This window comes from Micromonospora sediminicola (genome assembly GCF_900089585.1).
GTDB classification, from domain to species: Bacteria; Actinomycetota; Actinomycetes; order Mycobacteriales; family Micromonosporaceae; genus Micromonospora; species Micromonospora sediminicola.
Map to the genome: position 1 here is coordinate 3,235,115 of NZ_FLRH01000003.1, position 20,881 is coordinate 3,255,995.

At 74.4% G+C, this 20,881-nt stretch carries 18 protein-coding genes; 11 read left to right on the top strand and 7 right to left on the bottom strand.

The window, feature by feature from the left end:
- Nucleotides 1-49 precede the first annotated feature (49 nt).
- From GA0070622_RS15425 to GA0070622_RS15450, 6 genes are all read left to right on the top strand, one after another.
- Nucleotides 50-1,834 (top strand): ABC transporter permease, encoded by a 1,785-nt coding sequence (locus tag GA0070622_RS15425; protein WP_091573934.1) that lies wholly within the window; start codon nucleotides 50-52, stop codon nucleotides 1,832-1,834.
- Nucleotides 1,831-2,676 carry a creatininase family protein gene (locus GA0070622_RS15430; protein WP_245666320.1) on the top strand — a complete coding sequence of 282 codons (846 nt, stop codon included), beginning with the start codon at nucleotides 1,831-1,833 and terminating at the stop codon, nucleotides 2,674-2,676. The genes GA0070622_RS15425 and GA0070622_RS15430 overlap by 4 nt, the downstream gene beginning before the upstream one ends.
- Nucleotides 2,673-3,644 (top strand): amidohydrolase family protein, encoded by a 972-nt coding sequence (locus tag GA0070622_RS15435; RefSeq protein ID WP_218012340.1) that lies wholly within the window; start codon nucleotides 2,673-2,675, stop codon nucleotides 3,642-3,644. Before GA0070622_RS15430 ends, GA0070622_RS15435 begins: the two co-directional genes overlap by 4 nt.
- Nucleotides 3,641-5,092, top strand: a complete 1,452-nt coding sequence (locus GA0070622_RS15440) for an argininosuccinate lyase (protein ID WP_091573936.1) — start codon at nucleotides 3,641-3,643, stop codon at nucleotides 5,090-5,092. The genes GA0070622_RS15435 and GA0070622_RS15440 overlap by 4 nt, the downstream gene beginning before the upstream one ends.
- On the top strand, nucleotides 5,089-6,009 hold the full coding sequence (locus GA0070622_RS15445) for an ROK family protein (RefSeq protein WP_245666322.1): 921 nt from the start codon (nucleotides 5,089-5,091) through the stop codon (nucleotides 6,007-6,009). Before GA0070622_RS15440 ends, GA0070622_RS15445 begins: the two co-directional genes overlap by 4 nt.
- A gap of 291 nt (nucleotides 6,010-6,300) precedes the next feature.
- Nucleotides 6,301-7,314, top strand: coding sequence for a hypothetical protein (locus GA0070622_RS15450; protein ID WP_091573937.1), 1,014 nt, complete (start codon nucleotides 6,301-6,303; stop codon nucleotides 7,312-7,314).
- 65 nt (nucleotides 7,315-7,379) lie between these two features.
- Here the strand turns inward: GA0070622_RS15450 and GA0070622_RS15455 are convergent, their stop codons facing one another.
- The 7 genes from GA0070622_RS15455 to GA0070622_RS32600 form a co-directional block, all read right to left on the bottom strand.
- Nucleotides 7,380-8,651 (bottom strand): MFS transporter, encoded by a 1,272-nt coding sequence (locus GA0070622_RS15455; RefSeq protein ID WP_176710496.1) that lies wholly within the window; start codon nucleotides 8,649-8,651, stop codon nucleotides 7,380-7,382.
- A 5-nt stretch (nucleotides 8,652-8,656) separates the two neighbouring features.
- Complete coding sequence (locus GA0070622_RS32050; RefSeq protein WP_141561869.1) at nucleotides 8,657-9,817, bottom strand: insulinase family protein; 1,161 nt, start codon at nucleotides 9,815-9,817, stop codon at nucleotides 8,657-8,659.
- Between the two features lie 40 nt (nucleotides 9,818-9,857).
- Nucleotides 9,858-10,511 carry a nitroreductase family protein gene (locus tag GA0070622_RS15460; protein WP_176558769.1) on the bottom strand — a complete coding sequence of 218 codons (654 nt, stop codon included), beginning with the start codon at nucleotides 10,509-10,511 and terminating at the stop codon, nucleotides 9,858-9,860.
- A 10-nt stretch (nucleotides 10,512-10,521) separates the two neighbouring features.
- Nucleotides 10,522-12,312 carry a YcaO-like family protein gene (locus tag GA0070622_RS15465; RefSeq protein ID WP_141684582.1) on the bottom strand — a complete coding sequence of 597 codons (1,791 nt, stop codon included), beginning with the start codon at nucleotides 12,310-12,312 and terminating at the stop codon, nucleotides 10,522-10,524.
- Nucleotides 12,309-13,493 (bottom strand): radical SAM/SPASM domain-containing protein, encoded by a 1,185-nt coding sequence (locus GA0070622_RS15470; protein WP_091573941.1) that lies wholly within the window; start codon nucleotides 13,491-13,493, stop codon nucleotides 12,309-12,311. The genes GA0070622_RS15465 and GA0070622_RS15470 overlap by 4 nt, the downstream gene beginning before the upstream one ends.
- The gene (locus GA0070622_RS15475) at nucleotides 13,490-15,301 is read right to left on the bottom strand and encodes a B12-binding domain-containing radical SAM protein (RefSeq protein WP_091573942.1); all 1,812 of its coding nucleotides are present in this window, start codon (nucleotides 15,299-15,301) and stop codon (nucleotides 13,490-13,492) included. Before GA0070622_RS15475 ends, GA0070622_RS15470 begins: the two co-directional genes overlap by 4 nt.
- Nucleotides 15,302-15,402: 101 nt before the next feature.
- Entirely contained in the window at nucleotides 15,403-15,546 is a 144-nt protein-coding gene (locus GA0070622_RS32600; RefSeq protein ID WP_157779040.1) for a hypothetical protein, read from the bottom strand.
- A 501-nt stretch (nucleotides 15,547-16,047) separates the two neighbouring features.
- Here GA0070622_RS32600 and GA0070622_RS15480 point away from each other — a divergent pair.
- From GA0070622_RS15480 to GA0070622_RS15500, 5 genes are read left to right on the top strand one after another with little or no spacing between them, the layout of a single operon-like run.
- Nucleotides 16,048-17,313 carry a beta-ketoacyl-[acyl-carrier-protein] synthase family protein gene (locus tag GA0070622_RS15480; protein ID WP_091573943.1) on the top strand — a complete coding sequence of 422 codons (1,266 nt, stop codon included), beginning with the start codon at nucleotides 16,048-16,050 and terminating at the stop codon, nucleotides 17,311-17,313.
- Nucleotides 17,310-18,548, top strand: coding sequence for a ketosynthase chain-length factor (locus GA0070622_RS15485; protein ID WP_091573944.1), 1,239 nt, complete (start codon nucleotides 17,310-17,312; stop codon nucleotides 18,546-18,548). The genes GA0070622_RS15480 and GA0070622_RS15485 overlap by 4 nt, the downstream gene beginning before the upstream one ends.
- A 59-nt stretch (nucleotides 18,549-18,607) precedes the next feature.
- Entirely contained in the window at nucleotides 18,608-18,862 is a 255-nt protein-coding gene (locus GA0070622_RS15490; protein WP_091573945.1) for an acyl carrier protein, read from the top strand.
- Between the two features lie 26 nt (nucleotides 18,863-18,888).
- Nucleotides 18,889-19,857 carry an aromatase/cyclase gene (locus GA0070622_RS15495; protein ID WP_091573946.1) on the top strand — a complete coding sequence of 323 codons (969 nt, stop codon included), beginning with the start codon at nucleotides 18,889-18,891 and terminating at the stop codon, nucleotides 19,855-19,857.
- The gene (locus tag GA0070622_RS15500; RefSeq protein ID WP_218060596.1) at nucleotides 19,854-20,783 is read left to right on the top strand and encodes an MBL fold metallo-hydrolase; all 930 of its coding nucleotides are present in this window, start codon (nucleotides 19,854-19,856) and stop codon (nucleotides 20,781-20,783) included. The genes GA0070622_RS15495 and GA0070622_RS15500 overlap by 4 nt, the downstream gene beginning before the upstream one ends.
- Nucleotides 20,784-20,881 lie beyond the last annotated feature (98 nt).

Sequence of the window (20,881 nt, forward strand, 5' to 3'; positions counted from 1 at the left end):
GGAGTGAGCCGATTTTGCGAGCCCCGCAGTCGCGAACTGAGGTGACGCCATGAGCACGATTCCCGCGACCCCGAGCGCGGCCACCGTCCCGCCGATCACCGAGGACCCCACCCCGCCGTCGGGCCGGCGGTCCCGCCGCCCCGGGCTCAACGCCAACTCGCGCTGGTTCCCGTACGTCCTGGTGTTCCCGCTGGCGCTGGTCCTGTTCGGCTACGTGGTCCAGCCGATGCTCGCGACCTTCGGCGAGAGCGTCGGGGTGGACGGGCCGGCGAACTGGGCCAGCTTCCTCACCGGCGACGGCGTGGCCCGCTCCGCGCTGGTCACGTCGCTGCTGATCTCGGCGGCGAGCGTGCTGCTCTGCGGCGTCGTCGGCGTGGCCATGGCGTTCCTGCTGAAGCGGTTCTCGTTCCCCGGCCGCCGGATCATCGAGGCGATCATCCTGGTGCCGGCGGCGCTGCCGCCGCTGATCGGGGCGATCTCGTTCCAGCTGCTCTACAGCGAGACCGGCATCCTGCCGCGCGCGCTGCAACAGCTGTTCGGCACGGAGAACCCGGTGCTGCCGTTCAGCGGTATCGCCGGCGTGCTGGTGGTGCACACGTTCACCATGTACCCGTTCTTCTACCTCGCCACGTCCGCCGCGCTCGTCGGCATGGACCCCTCGGTCGAGGAGGCCGCCTACAACCTCGGCGCGGGCCGGGTCCGGGTGTGGCGGACGGTGCTGCTGCCGATGCTCACCCCGGCGCTGGTCTCCGCCTCGCTGCTGGTCTTCATGACCTCGCTGGCCTCGTACACGGCCCCGCTGCTGTTCGGCGTGGACCGGACCATGACCATGCAGATCTACATCAACCGCACCAACGGCGACCTGCCGATGGCCTCGACCTACGCGTCGGTGCTGGCCGTGGTGTCGGTGCTGTTCCTGCTGGGGATGCGCTGGTACGAGGGGCGGCGCAGCTACCGCTCCCAGTCCAAGGGCGTGGCCAGCCACCGCCGCGAGCTGACCAACCCGTTCGCCCGCTGGCTGGCGCTGCTCGCCTCGCTGCTCGCCGTGGTGGTGCTCCTCGCGCCGGTGGCGACCATCGCCCTGGTGGCGTTCTCCCGGGACGGGTCGTGGACCACCGAGGTGATCCCGTCCGGCTACACCACGCAGAACTTCGTCACCATCTTCTCCGACCCGGACGCGTACCGGCCGATCCTCAACTCGCTGCAGATGAGCCTGCTCGCCACCGTCGGCTGCGTCGTGGTCGGCGTGCTCATCGCGTACGCGGTGCGCCGGCTGGACTTCCGCGGGCGCGGCCTGCTGGACGTGGCGGTCATGCTCGCCTGGGCGCTGCCCGGCACGGTGGTCGCGATCAACCTGATCTCGGCGTTCAGCACCGGCAACGCGTTCAGCTTCGGCCAGGTGCTGATCGGCACCTTCTGGATCATGCCGCTGGCCTACTTCGTCCGCTTCCTGCCGCTGGTGTTCCGCTCCAGCTCGGCGACGCTGGCCCAGCTCGACCCGTCGCTGGAGGAGGCCGCCCGTAACCTCGGCGCGTCCTGGTGGCGCGCGTTCGGCACGGTCACCCTGCGGCTCATGCTGCCCGGCGTGCTGGCCGGCGCGCTGCTCGCGTTCGTCAACGGCGTCGGCGAGTTCGTCGCCTCGGTGCTGATCTACACCTCGGAGACCGCGCCGATCTCGGTGGAGATCAACAACCGGATGTACTCGTTCGAGGTCGGCACCGCCGCCGCGTACGGCATGCTCCAGGTCGTGTTGATCTTCGTGGTGATGGTGGTCTCCGGCCGGCTCCAGAACGGCGGCCGGGCGGCCCGGGAGGGGGTCAAGTGGACGGCGTGACCGCACGCTGGGCCGACGGCGGCGGGCTGCTGCCCGCCGCCGGCATCCCCGGCGGCGAACTGGCCGACGTGGTCGCGGCCGCGGACTTCGCGGTGCTGCCGGTCGGCGCGGTGGAGTGGCACGGACCGCACCTCCCGTTGGGCGCGGACCTCGTCCTCGCCGAGGGCTTCGCCTCCGAGAGCGCCGCGTCCGGGCCCGGTCCGCGCGGCGTGCTGTTCCCGCCGGTGGCCTACGCGGCCTGCCCCGGGCAGACCCGGCCCTGGCCGGGCACGGTGGCGATCCGGCCGGAGATCGCCGTGGGGTATCTCGCCGACGTGATCGAGGGCATCGTCGCCGCCGGATTCCCCCGGCTGCTGGTGGTCAACGGCCACGACGCCAACATGTCCACCGTCCGGGCCGCCATGGAGTGGGTCTCCGGCCGGCGCACCGCCAGCCTGCTGCTGGTCAACTGGTTCCAGCTGGTCACCCCGGCGGAGACCGCCGAACTCTACGGCGACGCGATCGCCCGCGGTCACGGCGGCGCGTACGAGACCTCGGGTGTGCTCGGCTTCGCGCCGGAGACGGTACGCCTGGACGCGGCCGCCGACCTGCCGCCCCGGCCCAAGCTGCCGGTGGACCATCCGTACGTCCTGGTGGAGTCCCGGCCCGACCCGTGGCAGGGCTGGTCCGGGCACGTCTCGCTGGCCACCGAGGACGTCGGGCGGACGGTCCGCGCCACCGCCGGCGCGCGGTTGCGCGAGATCGTGGCGGCCTGGGTGGCCGCCCCGCCGCCGGCCCCGCCCACCGCCGACCCGCTGCCGCAACCGCCCACCGCCGACCCGCTGCCCGAGGAGGACGCGTGACCGTCGACCGGGGACTGGACGTCGTCGACTTCCACCTGCACTTCCGCATCGGCGCCGACCAGACGGTGCACGCCTGCGAAGAGGCCGCCGGGATGCACCCGGGCGGCGAGCGCGAACGCGCCGTGCGGGCCGCCGGGTCCGCGCCGTACGCCCGCGAGTGGCGTCGGGCCTGGGGCTTCCCGGACCCCGAGCCGCCGGCCGAGCGCTGGCAGGACGAGGCGGACCGGTGGGCCGAGGAGCTGCGCGCCGCGCGGGTACGGCGGGCCGTCTTCGTCACCGGCGGCGGCAACGACGCCGTCGCCGACGTGGTCGACCGGCACCCGGACCTGCTGCTCGGCTTCGCCCACCACGACCCGTACGGACCGGACGCCGCGGCCGAGCTGGACCGCGCGGTCACCGAGCGGGGCCTGCGCGGGCTGAAGCTGTTCGCCCCGCTGCTGCGGGGCCCGCTCGACCACACCGACCTGGACCCGCTCTGGGGCACCGCCCAGCGCCTCGGCGTGCCCGTCCTGATCCACATCGGGCACTACGGCAGCGCCGGCGGGCTCAGCGTCGGCCGCCACGGCGGACCGGACGAGTTGGCCCGGATGGCCCGCCGCTTCCCCGAGCTGGCCGTGGTCGTGCCGCACTTCGGCGTGCAGCACGTGCAGGAGCTGTTCTTCACCGCGTGGGGCTGCCCGAACGTCCACATCGACACGTCCGGCTCCAACCAGTGGGTGCGCTGGATGCCGTACCGGCTCACGCTGGAGGACCTGTTCCGCCGCTGCTACGAGACGATCGGGCCGGACCGCATCGTCTTCGGCAGCGACTCGTCCTGGTTCCCCCGCGGCTACGTCACCCGCTACCTCGACGACCAGCTCCGGATCTGCCACGAGATGGGCATGCCCGAGGAGCACCTGCGCGCGATCTTCGCCGGGAACGCCGAGCGACTGCTCGGCCTGACCGCGGACCGGAAGGAAACCCGATGAGCACGCTGACCACCTACCAGCGTAACCACCTGGCGCCGACCTACGACCACCACGTCGGGCGCCTCTACCCGGCGATGGTGCGGGCCAGCCAGGCGCACGTGGTGATGCTGACCGAGCAGGGGCTGATCCCGGCCGACCGGGGCGCCCGGCTGCTGCGCGGGCTGGCCGAGCTGCGCGCCGACACCAGCGCGCCGCCGGCGTACGACGGCGGCTTCGAGGACACCTACTACCTGCTGGAGAAGCGGCTCGCCGAGGCGTGCGGCATCCCCACCTCCGAGCTGGACGTGCAGCTGGCCCGCAGCCGCAACGACCTGGACGCCGGTGTGTTCCGGATGCTGCTGCGCGACCAGCTCGTCGAGGTGCTCCAGCGGGTGGTCGACACCGGCCGTACCGCGCTCGACCGGGCCGACCGGTACGCCGACGTGGTCATCACCGGCTACACCCACCGCCGGCCGGCGCAGCCCACCACGATCGGGCACGCCCTGGCCGGCTACGCCGAGGCGCTGACCCAGCAGGCGGCCACCTACGCCGACGTGATCGACCAGCTCAACGTCTCCCCGCTGGGCTCCTGCGCCTTCGCCGGCACCGACCTGGACATCGCCCCGGCCCGGGTGGCCGAGCTGCTCGGCTTCGCCGGCCTGGTCACCAACTCGTACGAGGCGGTGGCCGGCGCCGACCACCTGGTCCGGGTCGGCACGCTCAACGCGCGGGCCCTGGCCACCGGCGCGCGGCTGGCCCGCACGCTGATGGACTGGCTGAGCTGGAACTGGGTCACCACCCCCGGCGACTTCACCCAGGGCAGCAGCATCATGCCGCAGAAGCGCAACCCGGTCGTGCTGGAGCACCTGGTCTCGTACGCCGGGCAGGCCGCGGCGGACGCCGCCTCGGTGCTCAACAACGTGGGCGCCGCCTGGTGGGAGGACTCCAACAACGCCACCACCGACGTGCAGGTGCGGCTCTGGGAGAGCAACGACCGGGCCGAGCGCTTCTTCGCCCTGGTCGGTGGCTTCCTGGCCGAGATCGCGCCGCTCAACCCGCCCAGCCGGGAGGAGATCGTCGCCTCCGGCGCCACCACCACCGCCGCCGCGGACGCGCTGACCCGCCACGGCGTACCGTTCCGGGCCGCCCACTCGGTGGTCGGCCGGCTGGTCCGCGCCGGCGGGCCGGACACCTGGACGGCCGAGGGCGTGCGGGCCGCCGCCGACCCGATCGCCGGCGCGCTGGACGACGCGGCCGTGGCCGACCTGATCGCCGCCGCCGTCCGTCCGGAGCTGGTGCTGCGGCGGGCGCAGGCGGACGGGCCGGGCGCCGCGGCGGTCCGCGCCCAGGTGGGCGCGCTGCGCGCCGCCCTCGACCCGGTGGCGGAGCGGCTGGGCGCGGTGCGGAACCTGCTGCGCGCGGCGGACGAGGCGCTGGACGCCGTGGCCGCCGAACTGGGGGCGCGGTGAGCGTGCGACTGTCCGACCCGCCCGCCGCCGGCGCCCGGAGGACCGGGCTGCTGCTCGGCATCGACTTCGGCGGCACCAAGATGGCCGTCGGGGTCTCCGACGCCGACGGTCGGCTGCTGGCCCACCGCCGGGTGCCCACCCTGGCCGAACAGGGCGCCCCGCAGGCGCTGGCCCGGGCGCTGGACCTCGCCGGCGACCTGGTCGGTGAGGTCGGCGGCCCGGTCGCCGCGGCCGGCGTCGCCTCGCCCGGCGTGGTCCGCCCGGACGGCATCGACCTGGCGCCCAACGTGCCCGGCTGGGAACGGCTCCGCCTCGCCGACGCGGTCCGCGACGCGCTGGACGTGTCCCGGGTCGCGGTCGACAACGACCTGAACGCCGCCGCCCTGGCCGAGCTGCGGCTGGGCGCCCTGCGCGGGGTCGACCCCGGCCTCGTGGTGGGGATCGGCACCGGGATCGCGGCGGCCGTGACGGTCGGCGGTGCGGTGCTGTCCGGGCACCGCGGCGCGGCCGGCGAGATCGGGTACGCGGTGGCCGGCGGTCCCTGGCCGGGGACCATGCTGGAGCGGGACTTCTCCGGGCTGGCGCTGGACCGGCTCGCCGCCGACCTCGGCCTGTCGGGCGGGGCCGCCGGGCTGGCCGCCGAGGCCGAGCGGCCCGGCCCGGCCCGCGACGCGCTGGCCGCCCGGGTGGACGAGGCGGCCCGGGCGCTGGCGACCTGCTGCCTGCTCCTCGACCCCCAGCGGCTCGTGCTGGTCGGCGGCGTGACCCGCAGCGACCTGATCCGGCGGATGCTGGTCGACCGGTTGACCGAGGCGCTGCCGCACCCGCCCGACGTGGTGCGCTCCCGCTTCGCCGACGACGCCGCGTTGTTCGGCGCGCTCACCCTGGCCCGGGAGGCCGTGCCGGCGGCGCGCTGAGGGACGCTCCGGGCGGCGGCGCGGCTGTCGTCTGCGTCACATTTTCCGGCGTCCCGGGAAGTGGACGCGGATGCGCCGTCGAGCAGCCGATCCCTTGTCCCGCAACAACTGCGCACCGGGCGCGGCCGGGTCGCCAGCCGGTCGTGGGGGGTCGCGCCGGCACACACCGGAACGGCCCCGACACCGGTGGTGAAGAACGATCAGACTTCGGCGATCTGCGAATTTGCGGCCGTCATTACGCTGCGGGTGGTTGATCGCCGGAACCACGGACGACAGGTGGAAGAACCTCAGATGAGTGACAATCACCCTCCCTACGGAGGCTATCCGGACCCGAACGCCGGAGCGTGGGGCAACCAGCCCGACCCGAACGCCCCGTACGGCGCGCAGCCGGGCTCCGGCGCGCCCTACGGCGCCCAGCCGGCGTCCGGTGCCCCCTACGGCGCCCAGCCGGCGTCCGGCGCCCCCTACGGGACCCCGCCGGGCTCCGGCGCGCCGTACGGCGCCCAGCCCGCGGCGCCGTACCCGGGTCAGCCCGCCGCGCCGGGCGGCTATCCCGGACAGCCCGCGCCGTTCGCGCCGGTCCCGCCGAAGCGCGGGATGACGAAGGGCCTGATCGTGGGCCTCGTCGCCGGCGCGGTCACGCTGACGCTGCTCTGCTGCGGCGGTGGGCTCGCCTACGTCGCCTTCGGCGGGGACGAGGACGACCCGAAGCCGGTCGCGTCCGGGAGCGCGACCCCCGGGCCGGGCACGCCGACCGCCGCCCCCAGCGAGTCCGGGCCGGCGTCGACCGGGCCGGACGAGCCGTCCAACAACGACGCGCTGACCGCCCGGTACTCCAGCGAGATGTCCGCGGTCTGCGAGGGCGGCGCGATCCTCAACGCCGCCGCGTACACCGGGCCGTCGAGCGCGAAGGCGTTCGTCTTCTCCAACGCCCCGGACCGGCCCACGTTCTGGTCGCAGAAGTCGTTCAGCTCGGACAAGAGCTACTACACCAAGTCGGCGGACTTCGCGACCGCGTCGGTGATCGGCTGCCTGAAGGTGGTCGAGGGCAGCGAGGGCACGCCGAAGAAGTGCCAGTACAAGAACACCGACGGCAAGGTCGTCACGGTCAACTACATCTCGTCGCGGTACACGCTGACGTTCCACGCGGCCAAGACCGGTGAGAAGATCGGCGACGGCGGCACCGTGACCGCGCCGGCCAGCCGCTGCCCGAGCTTCATCTCCTACAACAAGGTGACGTTGAAGTCGTACGCCGCGCCGGACAGCGGCACCATCGAGGCCGCGCTCGACCGCTTCCTCAAGTAACGCGGCACGCGCACGCCACGGCCCGGAACGTCGACCCGACGCTCCGGGCCGTTCGCGTCGCCGGCTCAGGCGGTGACGTCGACCGGGCCGTCCCGCTCCGCGCGGGCGCCGCCGGGGGGCCCGACCGGTGGCTCGGCACGCGGCCGGGGTGGGCGGGGGAACGGGGCGCAGACGACCAGCACCCCGAGGCCGAGAGCGACGAAGAAGCCGCCGAGCGGCACCACGTCGCCGAGCAGGCCGGCCGCCGCGGCGCCCAGGACGGTCGCCACGCCGACGCCCAGCCGCAGCACGCTGCTCGTCCGGCCCAGCTCGTCGCGGGCCACCACCCGCTGGCGGTGGGTGGCGGCCAGCACCGCGGTCCAGACCGCGGCGGCGAGGTTCACCGCGAGCAGGCCACCGATCACCGGCACGCCGGCGCCCAGCGGGAGCGACGCGAAGGAGAGACCGAAGGCGATGTTCGCCACCCAGGTGCTCCGCCACAGCGGCACGCGGTCGCCGTACCGCGACACCAACCAGCCGCCGAGCACCCCGCCGACCGCGCCGACCGCGAGCACGTATCCGTAGTGGCTGACCGGAAGCCCTCGTTCGGTGACCACGAAGACCGCCAGCACGGAGAGCACCGCCGCCGCGGCGAAGGCCCGCGCCACCGCGAAGGCGAAGAGCCCGCGCAGGACCGGGTCGGAGAAGGTCGTCCGGAAGCCGGCGGCGAGCAGCGTCACCGCGCCGGCCGGTCCGGTCCGGCCGACCGGCGCCCCGCCCGGGGTCCGCCTCGGGGTGGGCACCCGCCCGTTGCAGACCGCCGCCGCCACGAACGAGACGGCGTCGACGAGGAAGGGCAGGACCGGTGCGAGCCCGAACAGGAAGGCGCCGGCGCCGGGTCCGGCGAGACTGTTGGCCGTGGTGGTGACCGACGCGACGCGGCCGTTGACCACGCCCAGGTCGGACCGGTCGAGCGCGTCGGCGAGGAACACCTGGATCGCGCTGAAGTAGACGACCTCGGCCGTCGCGAGGACGAAGATCAGCAGGTAGACCCACCACACCGTGACCGCGCCGAGGACGAGGGCCACGGTGAACACGGTCGCGGCGGCGGCCCGGACGAGGTCGACCAGGACCACGACGCGCTTGGCCGGGTAACGGTCGGAGAGCAGGCCGCCGAAGAGCACGAAGAGCACGCCGGGAACGCTGTTGACCACGTACGCCGTCGACAGGGTGTCGGTTCCCGCCCCCACCGCCAGCAGCAGCAGCGGCAGCGCGGTGTAGCGGAAGCCGTCGCCCAGCGCGGAGAGGCTGGTGGCGGCGAGGATCAACCGACCGGCGCGGCCACCGCCGCGGGGCACGGCCGTCACCGCCGGCGGACGACGATCGCGGGTCCGGCCGGCGCGACGTGGTCGCGGACCAGGGCCCGGATCGTCTCCGGTGGGCTGTCCCGCAGTGCCGTGGGCGTGTCCACGGCGGCATCGACGGCGAGCAGGCCGGCGCGCGCGTCGTACTGCGCGAGCGTCTTCGGCTCGTCCAGGTACCCGCCCAGGTAACCGGCGCCGGCGGCGGCCAGGCTCGCCGCGTCGACGTCGTGCCGCAGCACGTCGAAGGAGCGTTCCAGCAGCTGGCACACGTCCGCGGCGACCTCGCCCCGACACTCGGTGACGGCGACCACGACGGCCCGGTCGGCGAGGAACTCCTGGCGGTACTCGATCGACCGGATGGCGTGCCGGCGCTTGAGCTCCCGCTGGATCTCGACGGTCAGCCCACGGTCGAGCGCGCCGTTGAGGCAGTGGCCCGCGGCGGCGTGCGGGGACCGCCGGCCCGGCACCTCCCGGGCGCAGCACACCACCACCCGGTCGGCGTCGGGGACGTCCCGCGGCACCGGGGACGAGGTGAACGACGTCCAGGGCAGGTCGGGGAGCGAGACCGCGTCCCCCGGCTTCGGCTCCGTGTACCGGCCGGAGCCCCGCCACGGGTCCCGGGGCCCGACCGCGCTCAGGTGTGCGCCGAGCCCGACCGCCGCCCGTTGCCAGTCGAGCAGCTGGTCGACGCCGAGCCCGGCGAGGTCCTCGACCGGGCCGGAGAGCGGCCGGGCGGCCCAGCTTCCCGGTGCGTACCTGCCGAACACCAGGGGCCAGAGCCGGGGCATCAGCTCGAAGCGCCGTTCCGCCAGCTCCTCCCGGATCACCGGCAGCTCCTCGGCGACCAGACGGGCGGTCAGCCGGAAGTCGAGCCACCACCGCTCGAGCAGGGCGACGATGCCCGGCGCTGCCTCGGGCGCGCAGACGACGTCGACCTGCATGGTCTCCCGCGAGGTGAACATGCCCAGCCGGGCCCCGCGCAGCGGCGAGTCCGGCGGCTCGGTCTCGACCCGCCGGAACAGCAGGTGCTCCAGCAGGTGACTGGTGCCGGTGGGCGCGCCCACCAGCTGTTCGAGCGCCGGCCCGCCCACCGTGGCCAGGCAGAGGTAGGTGTTGGCCAGCGGGCGTTCGAGCCAGCGGTGCGTGATGGTCGGCCGCATCGGGTCCTCCGGTGTGTGCGGGGTGGTCGCGCGGCCCGCCTCAACGGCCCAGCGCGATGAGGTACAGCGGCAGTTGGTCCGCTCCGCGCAGACCGAGGGTCTCGGCGAGTCCCTCGTCGTCGAAGGCGCCGACCGGCAACGCGCGCAGGCCGGCCCGGGCGGCCGCGTCGAGCAGGCACTGCGCCAGGTGCCCGGCCTCCAGCAGCAGGTAGCGGTAGCCGCGCAGGCCGTAGCGCTCCTGGTAGTGGGGCTGGCGGCCGGTCAGCACCACCCAGTTCGGCTCGCCGGTCACCTGGGCGAAGGCGTGTTCCCGCACCGCACCGGCGTCGATTACGCCGACCGTGGGCTGCTCGTCGCCGGCACAGGCCAGCACCGCACCGGCGTGCGACTGCACGAGGTGGCCACGCACCGCGTACAGCCCGCCGGCCGAGGGATAGGCCCGGCGGCCGTCGCGGTCCCGGCCGAACACCTCCCCGGTCACCTGACGGGCCGCGGCGTCGACGTCCGGTCCGGCCGGGCCGAAGCGGCGCGCCGACGCGGGTCGCGCCACCGCCGGACGTCGGCCGGGCTGCTGTCGGGGCACCCGCAGCGTGGCCACCGGCGGTCCCTCCGGTGGCAGCCCGGTGAGGGCGTGGAACACCAGGGCCGCCGACGGTCGGTGGGTGACCCCACGGTCCTGATCTCGGTCTCGCACCGGCGCCGCCTCAGCCGGTCTGGAACAGTCGCAGCAGTCCGGCGCCTCGGATCGCCGCAGCGTCCAGCAGGCGCTCGGGCAGCGGCCCGCCGGGCACCGGAAGGTCGGCGGCGACCGGTGAGATCACCTTGCGCACCACGATGCCGTCGGCTCGCAGCCCGGGGGTGTCGAGGTCCACGCTCACCGCCCGGTAGTGCCGGCGTAGCCGGTCGAAGTGGAAGTTCGCCTCGAACGCGGCCACGCCGGCCGGGTCGAGCGGGTCCGCCACCACCGGTGCGGCCAGCGGCGCCGGCGCACCGGCCGGTACGCCCCGGTGGTGCAGCATCAGGGCCTCCTCGAAGGCGTGGGCGGCGGCCTCGGCGACGGTGGGTGCAGCGGCGCAGCCGCCGACGTGCGCCGCTCCGGTGTCCGGGTCGTGCAGCGTGACCACGCAGACCGACGCCAGCGGGTCGGCGCACAGGTACAGGTAGGGGTCCCGGCCGAGCTGCCGGGCGACCTGGTCCAGCTCCCGGGCCCAGACGCCCGGGTCCAACCGGTGCATCCGGCCGGCAGGCCAGTGGCGCGCGACCAGGTCCCGCTCCGCCACTTCGAGCAGCCCGCCCTGCTCGGCGAGCAGGGCGCTGGTGTGCGCCGCGGTGCCCGTGCTGGTACGCGGGACGCACGGGCGGTCACCGGCCACGGCGGGAACGAGGCAGGCCACCTCGGTCGGCACCCAGCACGGCCGTCCGTCCACCAGCGAGGTCGCCGACGTCCACGGCCGTGGGGCGCGCGGGTCCACGGCCGGGTGGGGAAAGTCCGCTGCGGCCCGCTGCGCGTCGGTGAACGGCTCCGGCACCACGACGGACTGGCCGGCGGGCAGGTCCTCGCGGGCGCAGGTGACGGTCCGGGCGGGACGGCGGTTGAGCGCGAAGCGTTCGGCGGCCTCCAGTGCCGCCCGCGCGGTGGCGAGGCCGGCCAGCGGGGAGACCGCGGCGGACCGGACCGGGCGTACCGGATCGGTCGCGGCACCGAGCGCGACGGTCAGGGGGATCGCCGCGTCGATCTCCTCGTGGTCCACCCACGGCTGGAAGACCGGGCCGTCCGGCGGATCCGTCCGCGCCGCCCGCCGCACCGACCGGGGTGGCCGGACCCGCTGCCGCGACCCACCACGCAGGTCGCGCAGGTGGATGTCGACGCCGTCCGGGTCCACCTCGCGGGCGGCGACGACCGCCGACACCACCGAGGCGGGCAGCGCCCGGCCGGCGGGATGCGCGAGCCGGTGATCGCCGTCGATCCGGGCCGACAGCTGCGGGTCGAGCTGGCCCAGCAGCGACCGGAGCCAGCGGTGGTCGGTGTGGTTGTGGACCACCGGTCCCACGACCAGCCAGCGGCCGAGGACGAGAACGGGTTGGTGCGGCACGGCGCCGGCGAGGTCGGCCAGCGCCGCCGCCCACGGCGCCGGCCGGTACGCGCAGGCCGCCACCGGCACCGCCGCGGCCGGCGCGTTGCGGCAGGCCGTGACCAGGTCGTCGGCCGTCCACCAGCGGCCGAGCCGCCAACCGTCGTCCGGCGCGTCGAGCAGGACGTGCTCCGGCAACGGGACCGTGGGTTCCCGCGGTTCTCCGCCCGGGACCGGCGCGCCGTCGGCGAGACGCCGCGCCTGGGTGAGCACCGCGGCCGGGTCGGGGGAGCGCAGCCGCCAGCCCCGCGCCCCGTGCCGGAGCAGGGCCGAGGCGCCCCGGTCGTCCACGCTGACGATGTCGCAGGTGGCGGCGACGTCCCGCCACGCTCCTGCGACGTCCACGGCCTCCGACGCGGTCACGCGGGTTCCAGACGGGCCCCGCTCGCCAGCGCGTGCCAGTCGGTCGGCAGGTTGCCCCGGCTGCCGTGGTCGCAGCCGTCGCAGATGGCGAACTCGGCCGGCCGGCCGAGCAACTCGGTGCGCCAGCGGCTCATGATCGTGTCGGTGTCGTCCACGGTCAGGTTCGCGTAGCGGTGGCGGCTGCCGACGTCGTTGCTGCACGGCAGCAGGTCACCGTCCCAGGCGACGAAGAGGGACTGCTTGCGGAACAGGCAGTGCGCCTGGTCGGTCGCGCCGGGACGCGAGGTGAGCTGCATGATCGGCAGGGTGCCGCCGCGGCCCTGGACCTCGATCTGGCGGAACCTGCCCCGGGACAGTCCCCGTTCCTCGATCCAGCGGTGGAAGTCGTCCACCTCGTCCTGGTTGATGTCCATCTTGACGAAGTTGAGCGCCACCAGGTCGGGTGCCACCCGGATCGCCGCCTCCAGGTTCGCCACCGAGGCGTCCCGCTTGTCCCGCCCGAAGATGGTGGCGAACCGCTCCCGACGCAGGCTGTGGATCGACCACTTCAGCAGCGACAGGCCGGCGTCGCGCAGTGCCGTCACCGTGTCGACGTCCATCCGGAAGCCGTTGGTGACCGCGACGATCGGGAACCGCTCCTCCGGGCCGAGGGCCTCCCGCATCCGCCGGACCCACGGCACCAACCGCCGGTGCAGCGTGGGTTCGCCGATGCCCTGCAGGATGATCCCGGGCGCCTCGATCGCGGCGGCGAACTCCAGGAACCGGTCGAACGTCTCCTCGCTCATGTCGCCGAGCGGGCGCAGTTCCTGGCGGGGGCACATCATGCAGTCCGCGTTGCACCGGTTGGTGATCTCCAACTCCAGCGACGGTCGCGGCGTGCGGATGGCCGACACGTCGACCAGCAACCCCACCTCGACCAGCGTGGCGAGCGTGCGGGCCAGGTCGTCGGCGTGTGAACCGGCGGCGAGCACCAGCGCGGCGGTGGACTGCGGGTGTTCGAACCGGCCGAGCAGCCGGGTGATCCGGTCGGTGGCGGCCACGCCCTGCTTCGCGCCGCGCCAGAGGTCGAGCCGACGGTAGACCCGGGGGGTGTCCTCGGTGTACCGCCGGGTGCCGGTGAGCTTGACGAACGGCGCCAGCACCAGTTCGGCCGGCAGGTCGCCGGTGGTCTGTGTGGTCATGGGTTCACTCTCATCTTCCAGCGGTCGAGGTCGACGGTGACGGTGCGGCCCAGGGACGGCGACCGGAACGACTCGCCGACCGGCTCGCCGGCGACGTCCGGCACGTCCGGCCGCCCGTCCTGCGCCACCGCCATGAACATCGCGAAGGACCGGTCCACCGCCCGTTCGAAGATCGGGTCGAGGTCGGCGAACTCCGCGTGCAGCTCCGCCAGCCGGCGGTCCAGCCGCACGCGTTGCCGATCCGCCTCCGGGCCCTGGGCGTCGGCGGTGGTGTAGTTCTGCGCCAGGGCGTACGGCACGTGCGCCTCGAGCAGATTGATCCGGTAGCGGGTGGGGTCGTTCCAGACCGGCGAGTCCCGTTCCAGGGCGAAGGTCCCGACGGAGGCGTACGAGATGTGGTCCCGGTTGCGCCGGATCATCTCGAAGGTGGCGCGGGCCTCCTCGTCGGTCTCGCCGGGGAAGCCGATGAAGAACATCCAGCCGACCGGGATGCCGGCCCGCTTGAGCAGCTCGGCGTGCCGCTCCACGTCGGTGAGCCGGATGCCCTTGCGCATCAGGTCGGCCACCCGCTGGGAGCCGGCCTCGATGCCGTTGACCAGCAGCACGCAGCCGGAGTCGACCAGGCTGCGCACGGCCGCCTCGGTGAGCATCGGCTTGTCCACGCGCGCCTCGGCGGTCCACCGGAACCGCCGGTCCGCGGTCGGCCGTGCCGTCGCGGTCTCCGCCGGAACGTCGGCGATCGCGGCGAGCCGGCGGGCCAGGTCGTTGATCTCCCGCGGCGGGATGGCCTCGTCGACGAAGTACAGGTAGGAACCGTCGACCGCGCTGATCGCCTTCAGGGCGTCGTCGACGGCGTCGGCGCCGAGCCGGAAGTAGCCGTCGCCGTATCCCTCGTGGTGGGTGCAGAACGCGCACTTGCCCCAGTAGCAGCCCTTGCTGGTCAGCAGCGGGTAGATCGGCTCCGGGGTGGGGTAGAGGTGGTCCAGGTCGGTGAAGTCGGGCGCCCCCGCCGGCGGGCCGGTCTGCGGGGCGGCGCGCCGGTAGGTGACGGCCCCGTCCCGGATCCGGGCGACGCCGTCGACGTCGACGTCGGTCGCCCCGGCCGCCAGCGCGGTCAGCAACGCGGTGAGCGGCTCCTCGCCCTGGAAGGCCACCGCGTAGTCGACGTCGTGCCAGAACGAGGTGTCGTGCGCCAGCACCTCCCGCCGGACGTGGGTGACGGCGTTGCCCCCGATCACCACCACGGTGCCCGGCTGGTGTTCCTTGACCAGTCGGGCGATGAGCAGCGCCGGCGCGAGTTGTTCCAGGTAGGCGGCGCTGAGGCAGACCACCGCGCAGTCGCGGTAGCGCCCGCCCCGGACGTCGCGCTCCAGCCACCGGCCGAGGACGCTGTGCCGCAGGCGGTCGACCAGGGCGGGCCAGTCCTGCTCCGGCGTGGGCACCGGCCGGGTCAGGCCGTGGTGCCGCAGGTCGTAGGAGAGCGCCAGGTCGGCGAAGCGCAGCGTCCGGGACGCCCGGGCGACCGCGCGGGTGCTCCGGTAGGTCGCCAGGTCCCGCAGCGCCTCCCAGGCCGACGCCCCGCGGGCCGCCAGATATTCCAGGCTGAGCCGGACCCGCGGCGGGGTCGAGGGGTCCAGCTCCGTCGGCTCGACGCCGCCGGTCCACAGGGCGTGGAAGAACCGGATGTTCGCGTCGTCGGTCCGGCAGGTCACCGGGCTGCTGGCGTGCAGGTGCCCCTTGAGCAGGTACGGAGCGAGGTACGGCATGTGGTAGTAGGTGGCCGGGGGAAAGATCAGGGAGGTGTGCACGACGGGGGCTCTCCTCCGGTCGTCGGGGTGCCGGGCGGGACGTGGCGTACCGGCTGGCCGCCACGTCCCGCCGGCGTTCCGTACTGCTCAGGCCGGATCGGTCAGAACGCGACGTTGCAGCACATCGACAGCGACTCGAAGCGTCCGAGCTCGTCGAACTCGATCTCGACCACCTCGACCTCGTTGACGTCCGTGAGTTCGATCGCGGCACTCTCCGTGATGGCCGCGTCGGTCATGGTGGACATCGCGATCACCTTCCCTTCGTATCGCGCGTCGGCTCGTGATCCACGCCGCGAGCCGTGGACGGCAATCTATGGCAAAGGTTTGTCGAGCTGAACCCCTTGATCCAAGGGGTGGCAGCGGAGGGCGCAAACTTTCCCGCCGCTGAGCCGCTAATCAGTATCGATTCGCTTCACCTGCCTGTCGGACGGCACGGTTTGCTACCGAGGGTGAAGGGGTGGGCCGGGGTGGCCCGACCCGAGGCAGGGGTGCCCCCGGCGTGCTCAGGGGTTGCCATCGGGCGAGCGCCGCGATCGAGGGCCCTCGGGAACGGAGGGCCGTGCGGACCTGACCGGAGACCGAACCGGTCTCGAGCGCGGTTCGAGCGCCGCGCCGGACGCTGGGGCGCGACGCCGGTTCCTGACGGCGTCGCCGTTCCCGCCGTCGCGAAGGGACCCACCGGTGACGCATCGCCCATCCCGTCCGGCTTCCGCCCCGGGCCGCCCGACCGCCCGGGAGGTCCGCCGATGACCCGCCGAGTCGTCATCACCGGCATCGGTGTCCGCACCCCCGGAGGGCGCGGCGCCAAGGAGTTCTGGCACCTGATCTCCAGCGGGCGCACCGCGACCCGGCGGATCTCCTTCTTCGATCCCGCGCCGTTCCGTTCCCGGGTGGCCGGCGAGTGCGACTTCGACCCCGAGCTGGAAGGGCTGAGCCCGCGGGAGATCCGCCGGATGGATCGGGCGAGCCAGTTCGCCGTGGTCTGCGCCCGGGAGGCGGTGGAGGACAGCGGGCTCGATCCGTCCGAGGTCGACCCGACCCGGATCGGGGTGAGCCTCGGCAGCGCGGTGGCCGCCGCGACCAGCCTGGAACGGGAGTACCTGGTGCTCTCGGACAGCGGGCGACGGTGGCTGGTCGACCACGACTACCTGTCGCCGCACATGTTCGACTACCTGATCCCCAGCGTCATGCCGGCCGAGGTGGCCTGGACGGTGGGCGCCGAGGGGCCGGTCACCATGGTCTCCGACGGCTGCACCTCCGGCCTGGACGCGGTCAGCCACGCCGCCGACCTGATCCGCGAGGGCAGCGTCGACGTGGCGCTGACCGGCGCGGCGGACACCCCGGTGACCCCGATCGTGGTCGCCTGCTTCGACGCGATCAAGGCCACCACGCCCCGCGACGACGAGCCGGAGCGGGCCTCCCGCCCGTTCGACGGCACCCGCAACGGCTTCGTGCTGGCCGAGGGGGCGGCGATGTTCGTGGTCGAGGAGTACGAGCACGCCCGCCGGCGGGGGGCCCACGTCTACGCCGAGGTCACCGGCTACGCCACCCGCTGCAACGCGTACCACATGACGGGCCTGAAGAAGGACGGCCGGGAGATGGCCGAGGCGATCCGGGTGGCCCTGGACGAGTCGCGGGTGGACCCCACGGCGGTCGACTACGTCAACGCGCACGGCTCCGGCACGAAGCAGAACGACCGGCACGAGACGGCCGCCTTCAAGCGCAGCCTCGGACAGCACGCGTACGGGGTGCCGGTCAGCTCGATCAAGTCCATGGTCGGCCACTCGCTCGGCGCGATCGGCTCGATCGAGGTGGCCGCGTGCGCGCTGGCCATCGAGCACGGCGTGGTGCCGCCGACGGCCAACCTCACCACTCCCGATCCCGAGTGCGACCTGGACTACGTCCCGGTCACCGCGCGGGAGCGGCGGCTGGACACGGTGCTCACCGTGGGCAGCGGCTTCGGCGGGTTCCAGAGCGCCATGGTGCTGCGCGCGGCGGGGGTTCGGCGATGACCACGCCCGTCCTCGTCACCGGTCTCGGCGTGGTCGCGCCGAACGGGCTCGGAGTGGACGACTTCTGGTCGGCCACACTCTCCGGGCACTCCGGCATCGCCCCGCTGGACCGGTTCGACGCCGGCCGGTACCCGGCCTCGCTCGCGGGTCAGATCGCCGACTTCGACGCCGCCGCGCACCTGCCCAACCGGCTGCTGCCGCAGACCGACGTCTCGACCCGGCTGGCCCTGGCCGCCGCGGAGTGGGCGTTGCGCGACGCGGCGGTCGGCCCGGGCGATGTCCGGGACTACGACATGGGCGTGATCACGTCGAACGCCTCGGGCGGCTTCCAGTTCACCCACGGTGAGTTTCGCAAGCTCTGGTCCCAGGGGCCGCAGTTCGTCAGTGTCTACGAGTCGTTCGCCTGGTTCTACGCGGTCAACACCGGGCAGATCTCGATCCGGCACGGCATGCGCGGCCCGGGCGCGGTGCTGGTGGCCGAGCAGGCCGGCGGGCTGGACGCGCTCGGGCACGCCCGGCGTACGGCCCGCAGGGGCACCGCGCTGGTGGTCAGCGGCGGGGTCGACTCGTCGTTCGACCCGTGGGGCTGGGTGTCGCACCTGGCCAGCGGCCGGGTGAGCCCGGTGGCCGACCCCCGCCGGGCCTACCTGCCGTTCGACACCGCCGCCAGCGGCTACCTGCCCGGCGAGGGCGGGGCAATCCTGGTGCTGGAGCGGGCCGACGCCGCCGCCCGCCGCGGCACCCCCCGGGTGTACGGGGAGATCGCCGGCTACGCCGCCACCTTCGACCCGCCGGCCGGCAGTGACCGTCCGCCGGGCCTGCGGCGGGCGGCCGAGTCGGCGCTGCGCGACGCGGGCGTACGCCCGGACGAGGTGGACGTGGTCTTCGCCGACGCGGCCGGCGTGCCCGAGCTGGACCGGGTCGAGGCGGCGGCGATCCGCGAGGTGTTCGGGCCGGCCGGGGTGCCGGTGACCGCGCCGAAGACGCTCACCGGCCGGCTCTACTCCGGCGGCGGGCCGCTGGACGTGGTCGCGGCCCTGCTCGCCATCCGGGACGGCCTGATCCCGCCGACCTGGCACACCGGCGACGTGCCCGCCGACTACGGCATCGACCTGGTGCGGGACGCGCCGCGGGAGGCGCCGGTGCGGACCGCCCTGGTGCTCGCCCGCGGCCGCTGGGGCTTCAACGCCGCGGTGCTGGTACGCGCCGCCGCCGCGCCGGTCCCGGCGGCCTGACCTCCGCATTTCCGACCCGGCGCCGCCCGGCGCCGGATCGCCGACCGAGGAGAGACGACATGCCCCTGATGACCCTGGACGACCTGCGCGACATCCTCGTCGAGTGCGCCGGCGAGGACGACTCGAACGACGTCAGCGGCGACATCGCCGACGTCCCCTTCGAGGACCTCGGATACGACTCGCTGGCCCTGATGGAGACCGCGGCCCGGATCGAGCAGCGCTTCGGGGTGCGCCTGCCGGACGAGCAGGTGATGGACCTGGAGACCCCGAAGGCCGTCCTCGACGCGGTGAACACGGCCGCCGCCACGGCCTGAACCCGCCGAGAAGGGAGGTCACCGTCATGAGTGGATCGAGCCGGAGCCGGCGCACCGCGCACACCGCGGTGGTGCCGGGGTCGCCCGATCAGGTCTTCGACCTGGTCGCCGAGGTGCGTCGATGGCCGGTGGTCTTCGGGCCGACCGTCCACGTCGAGCACTTCGGCCGGGACGGGGACCGGGAACGGTTCCGGATCTGGGCGATGGTCAACGACCGGGTGAGCACCTGGACGTCGAGCCGCGTGCTCGATCCGGTCGAGCTGCGGATCCGGTTCGCGCAGGACCGCAGTCAGGCGCCGGTGGCCTCGATGCGGGGCGAGTGGCGGTTCCGCCCGGCGCCCGGCGGCGGCACCGAGGTCCGGCTCAGCCACGAGTTCACTGTCGTCGACGACGATCCCGACGCGTTGGACTGGGTCGGCACGGCGGTGGACCGCAACAGCCCGGCCGAGCTGGCGGCGCTGGCCCGCGTCGCCGGCCTGGCCCGGCCGGTGGGCGAGCTCGTGGTCGAGTTCGCGGACACGGTCACCCTGCCCGGGTCCCCGGCGGACGCCTTCGAGTTCGTCGACCGGGCGGACCGGTGGGCGGAACGGCTGCCGCACGTGCGGCGGGTCCGCCTCACCGAGGACGAGCCGGGGTCGCAGACGCTGGAGATGGAGACGGTCACCGGGGACGGCTCCACCCACCGCACCCGCTCGGTGCGGGTCTGCCGCGCCACCGACCTGATCGCCTACAAGCAGTTGGAGGTGCCGCAGCTGCTGCTCGGACACAGCGGCACCTGGACCTTCGCCGACCACGACGGCGCGACCGAGGCCACCGCCCGGCACCTGGTGCTCGTCGACCCGGAGGCGGCCACCGCGCGGTTCGGCGGCGCGGACCCGCTGGCCGCCGCCCGGGCGTACGTGCGTGACGCGCTCGGCGCCAACAGCCGGACCACGTTGGCCCGGGCGGGCGAGTTCGCCGCCGCCCGGCGAGCGGCCGACGCGGCGGCGCGGTGAGCGCCCCGACCACGCCGGTCGCGCCGGCCGGTCGGCTGACCGAGATCGCCGACGGCGTCTACGCCTTCACCCAGCCCAACGGCGGCTGGTGCCTGAACAACGCCGGTGTCCTGGTGGGCGGCGACGGCGCCGTGGTGGTGGACACGGCGGCGACCGAGGCGCGCGCGGCCCGCCTGCGCGAGGCGGTGGACGCCCTGGGCGCCGGCCCGGGCCGGGTCGTGGTCAACACGCACCACCACGGCGACCACACCTTCGGCAACGCCGCCTTCGGCCCGGGGACGACGGTGGTGGCCCACGAGCGGGCCCGGGTGGAGATGGCCGAGACCGGGCTCGCCCTGACCGGGCTCTGGCCGGACGTGGACTGGGGCGACGTGCGGGTGGTGCTGCCCACGCTGACCTTCCGTGACGCGCTGACCCTGCACCAGGGGGAGCGGCGGGTGGACCTGCTCCACGTCGGGCCGGCGCACACCACCAACGACGTGGTGGCCTGGTTGCCGGCCGAGCGGGTGCTCTTCGCCGGCGACGTGGTGCTCTCCGGCTGCACCCCGTTCAACCTGATGGGCTCCATCGAGGGGGCGCTGGCGGCGGTGCGGCGGCTGCGCGAGCTGCGGCCGGCGACGGTGGTCTGCGGTCACGGCGCGGTGACCGGACCGGAGGTGTTCGACCCGACCGAGCGGTACCTGCGGTGGGTGCTCGACGTCGCCCGGCACGGGGTGGCGCAGGGCTGGTCGCCGCTGCGCGCGGCGCGCGAGGCGGGCCCCGGCGAGTTCGCCGACCTGCTGGACCCCGAGCGCACCGTGGGCAACCTGCACCGGGCGTACGACGAGGTGCGCGGCGGCGCCCGTGGTCGCCCGTTGGACGTGGTGGCGATTTTCCAGGAAATGGTGGACTTCAACGGGGGGCAGCTGCCCGAGTGCCGGGCCTGACCGGCCGACCGCGGTGCCGGGGGCGGTTCGCGTGAAACGCGACGACCGTCCCCGGCATTCGCCTGCCCGGTTCGTCGGAGAGAGTATTTCCGGTCGGT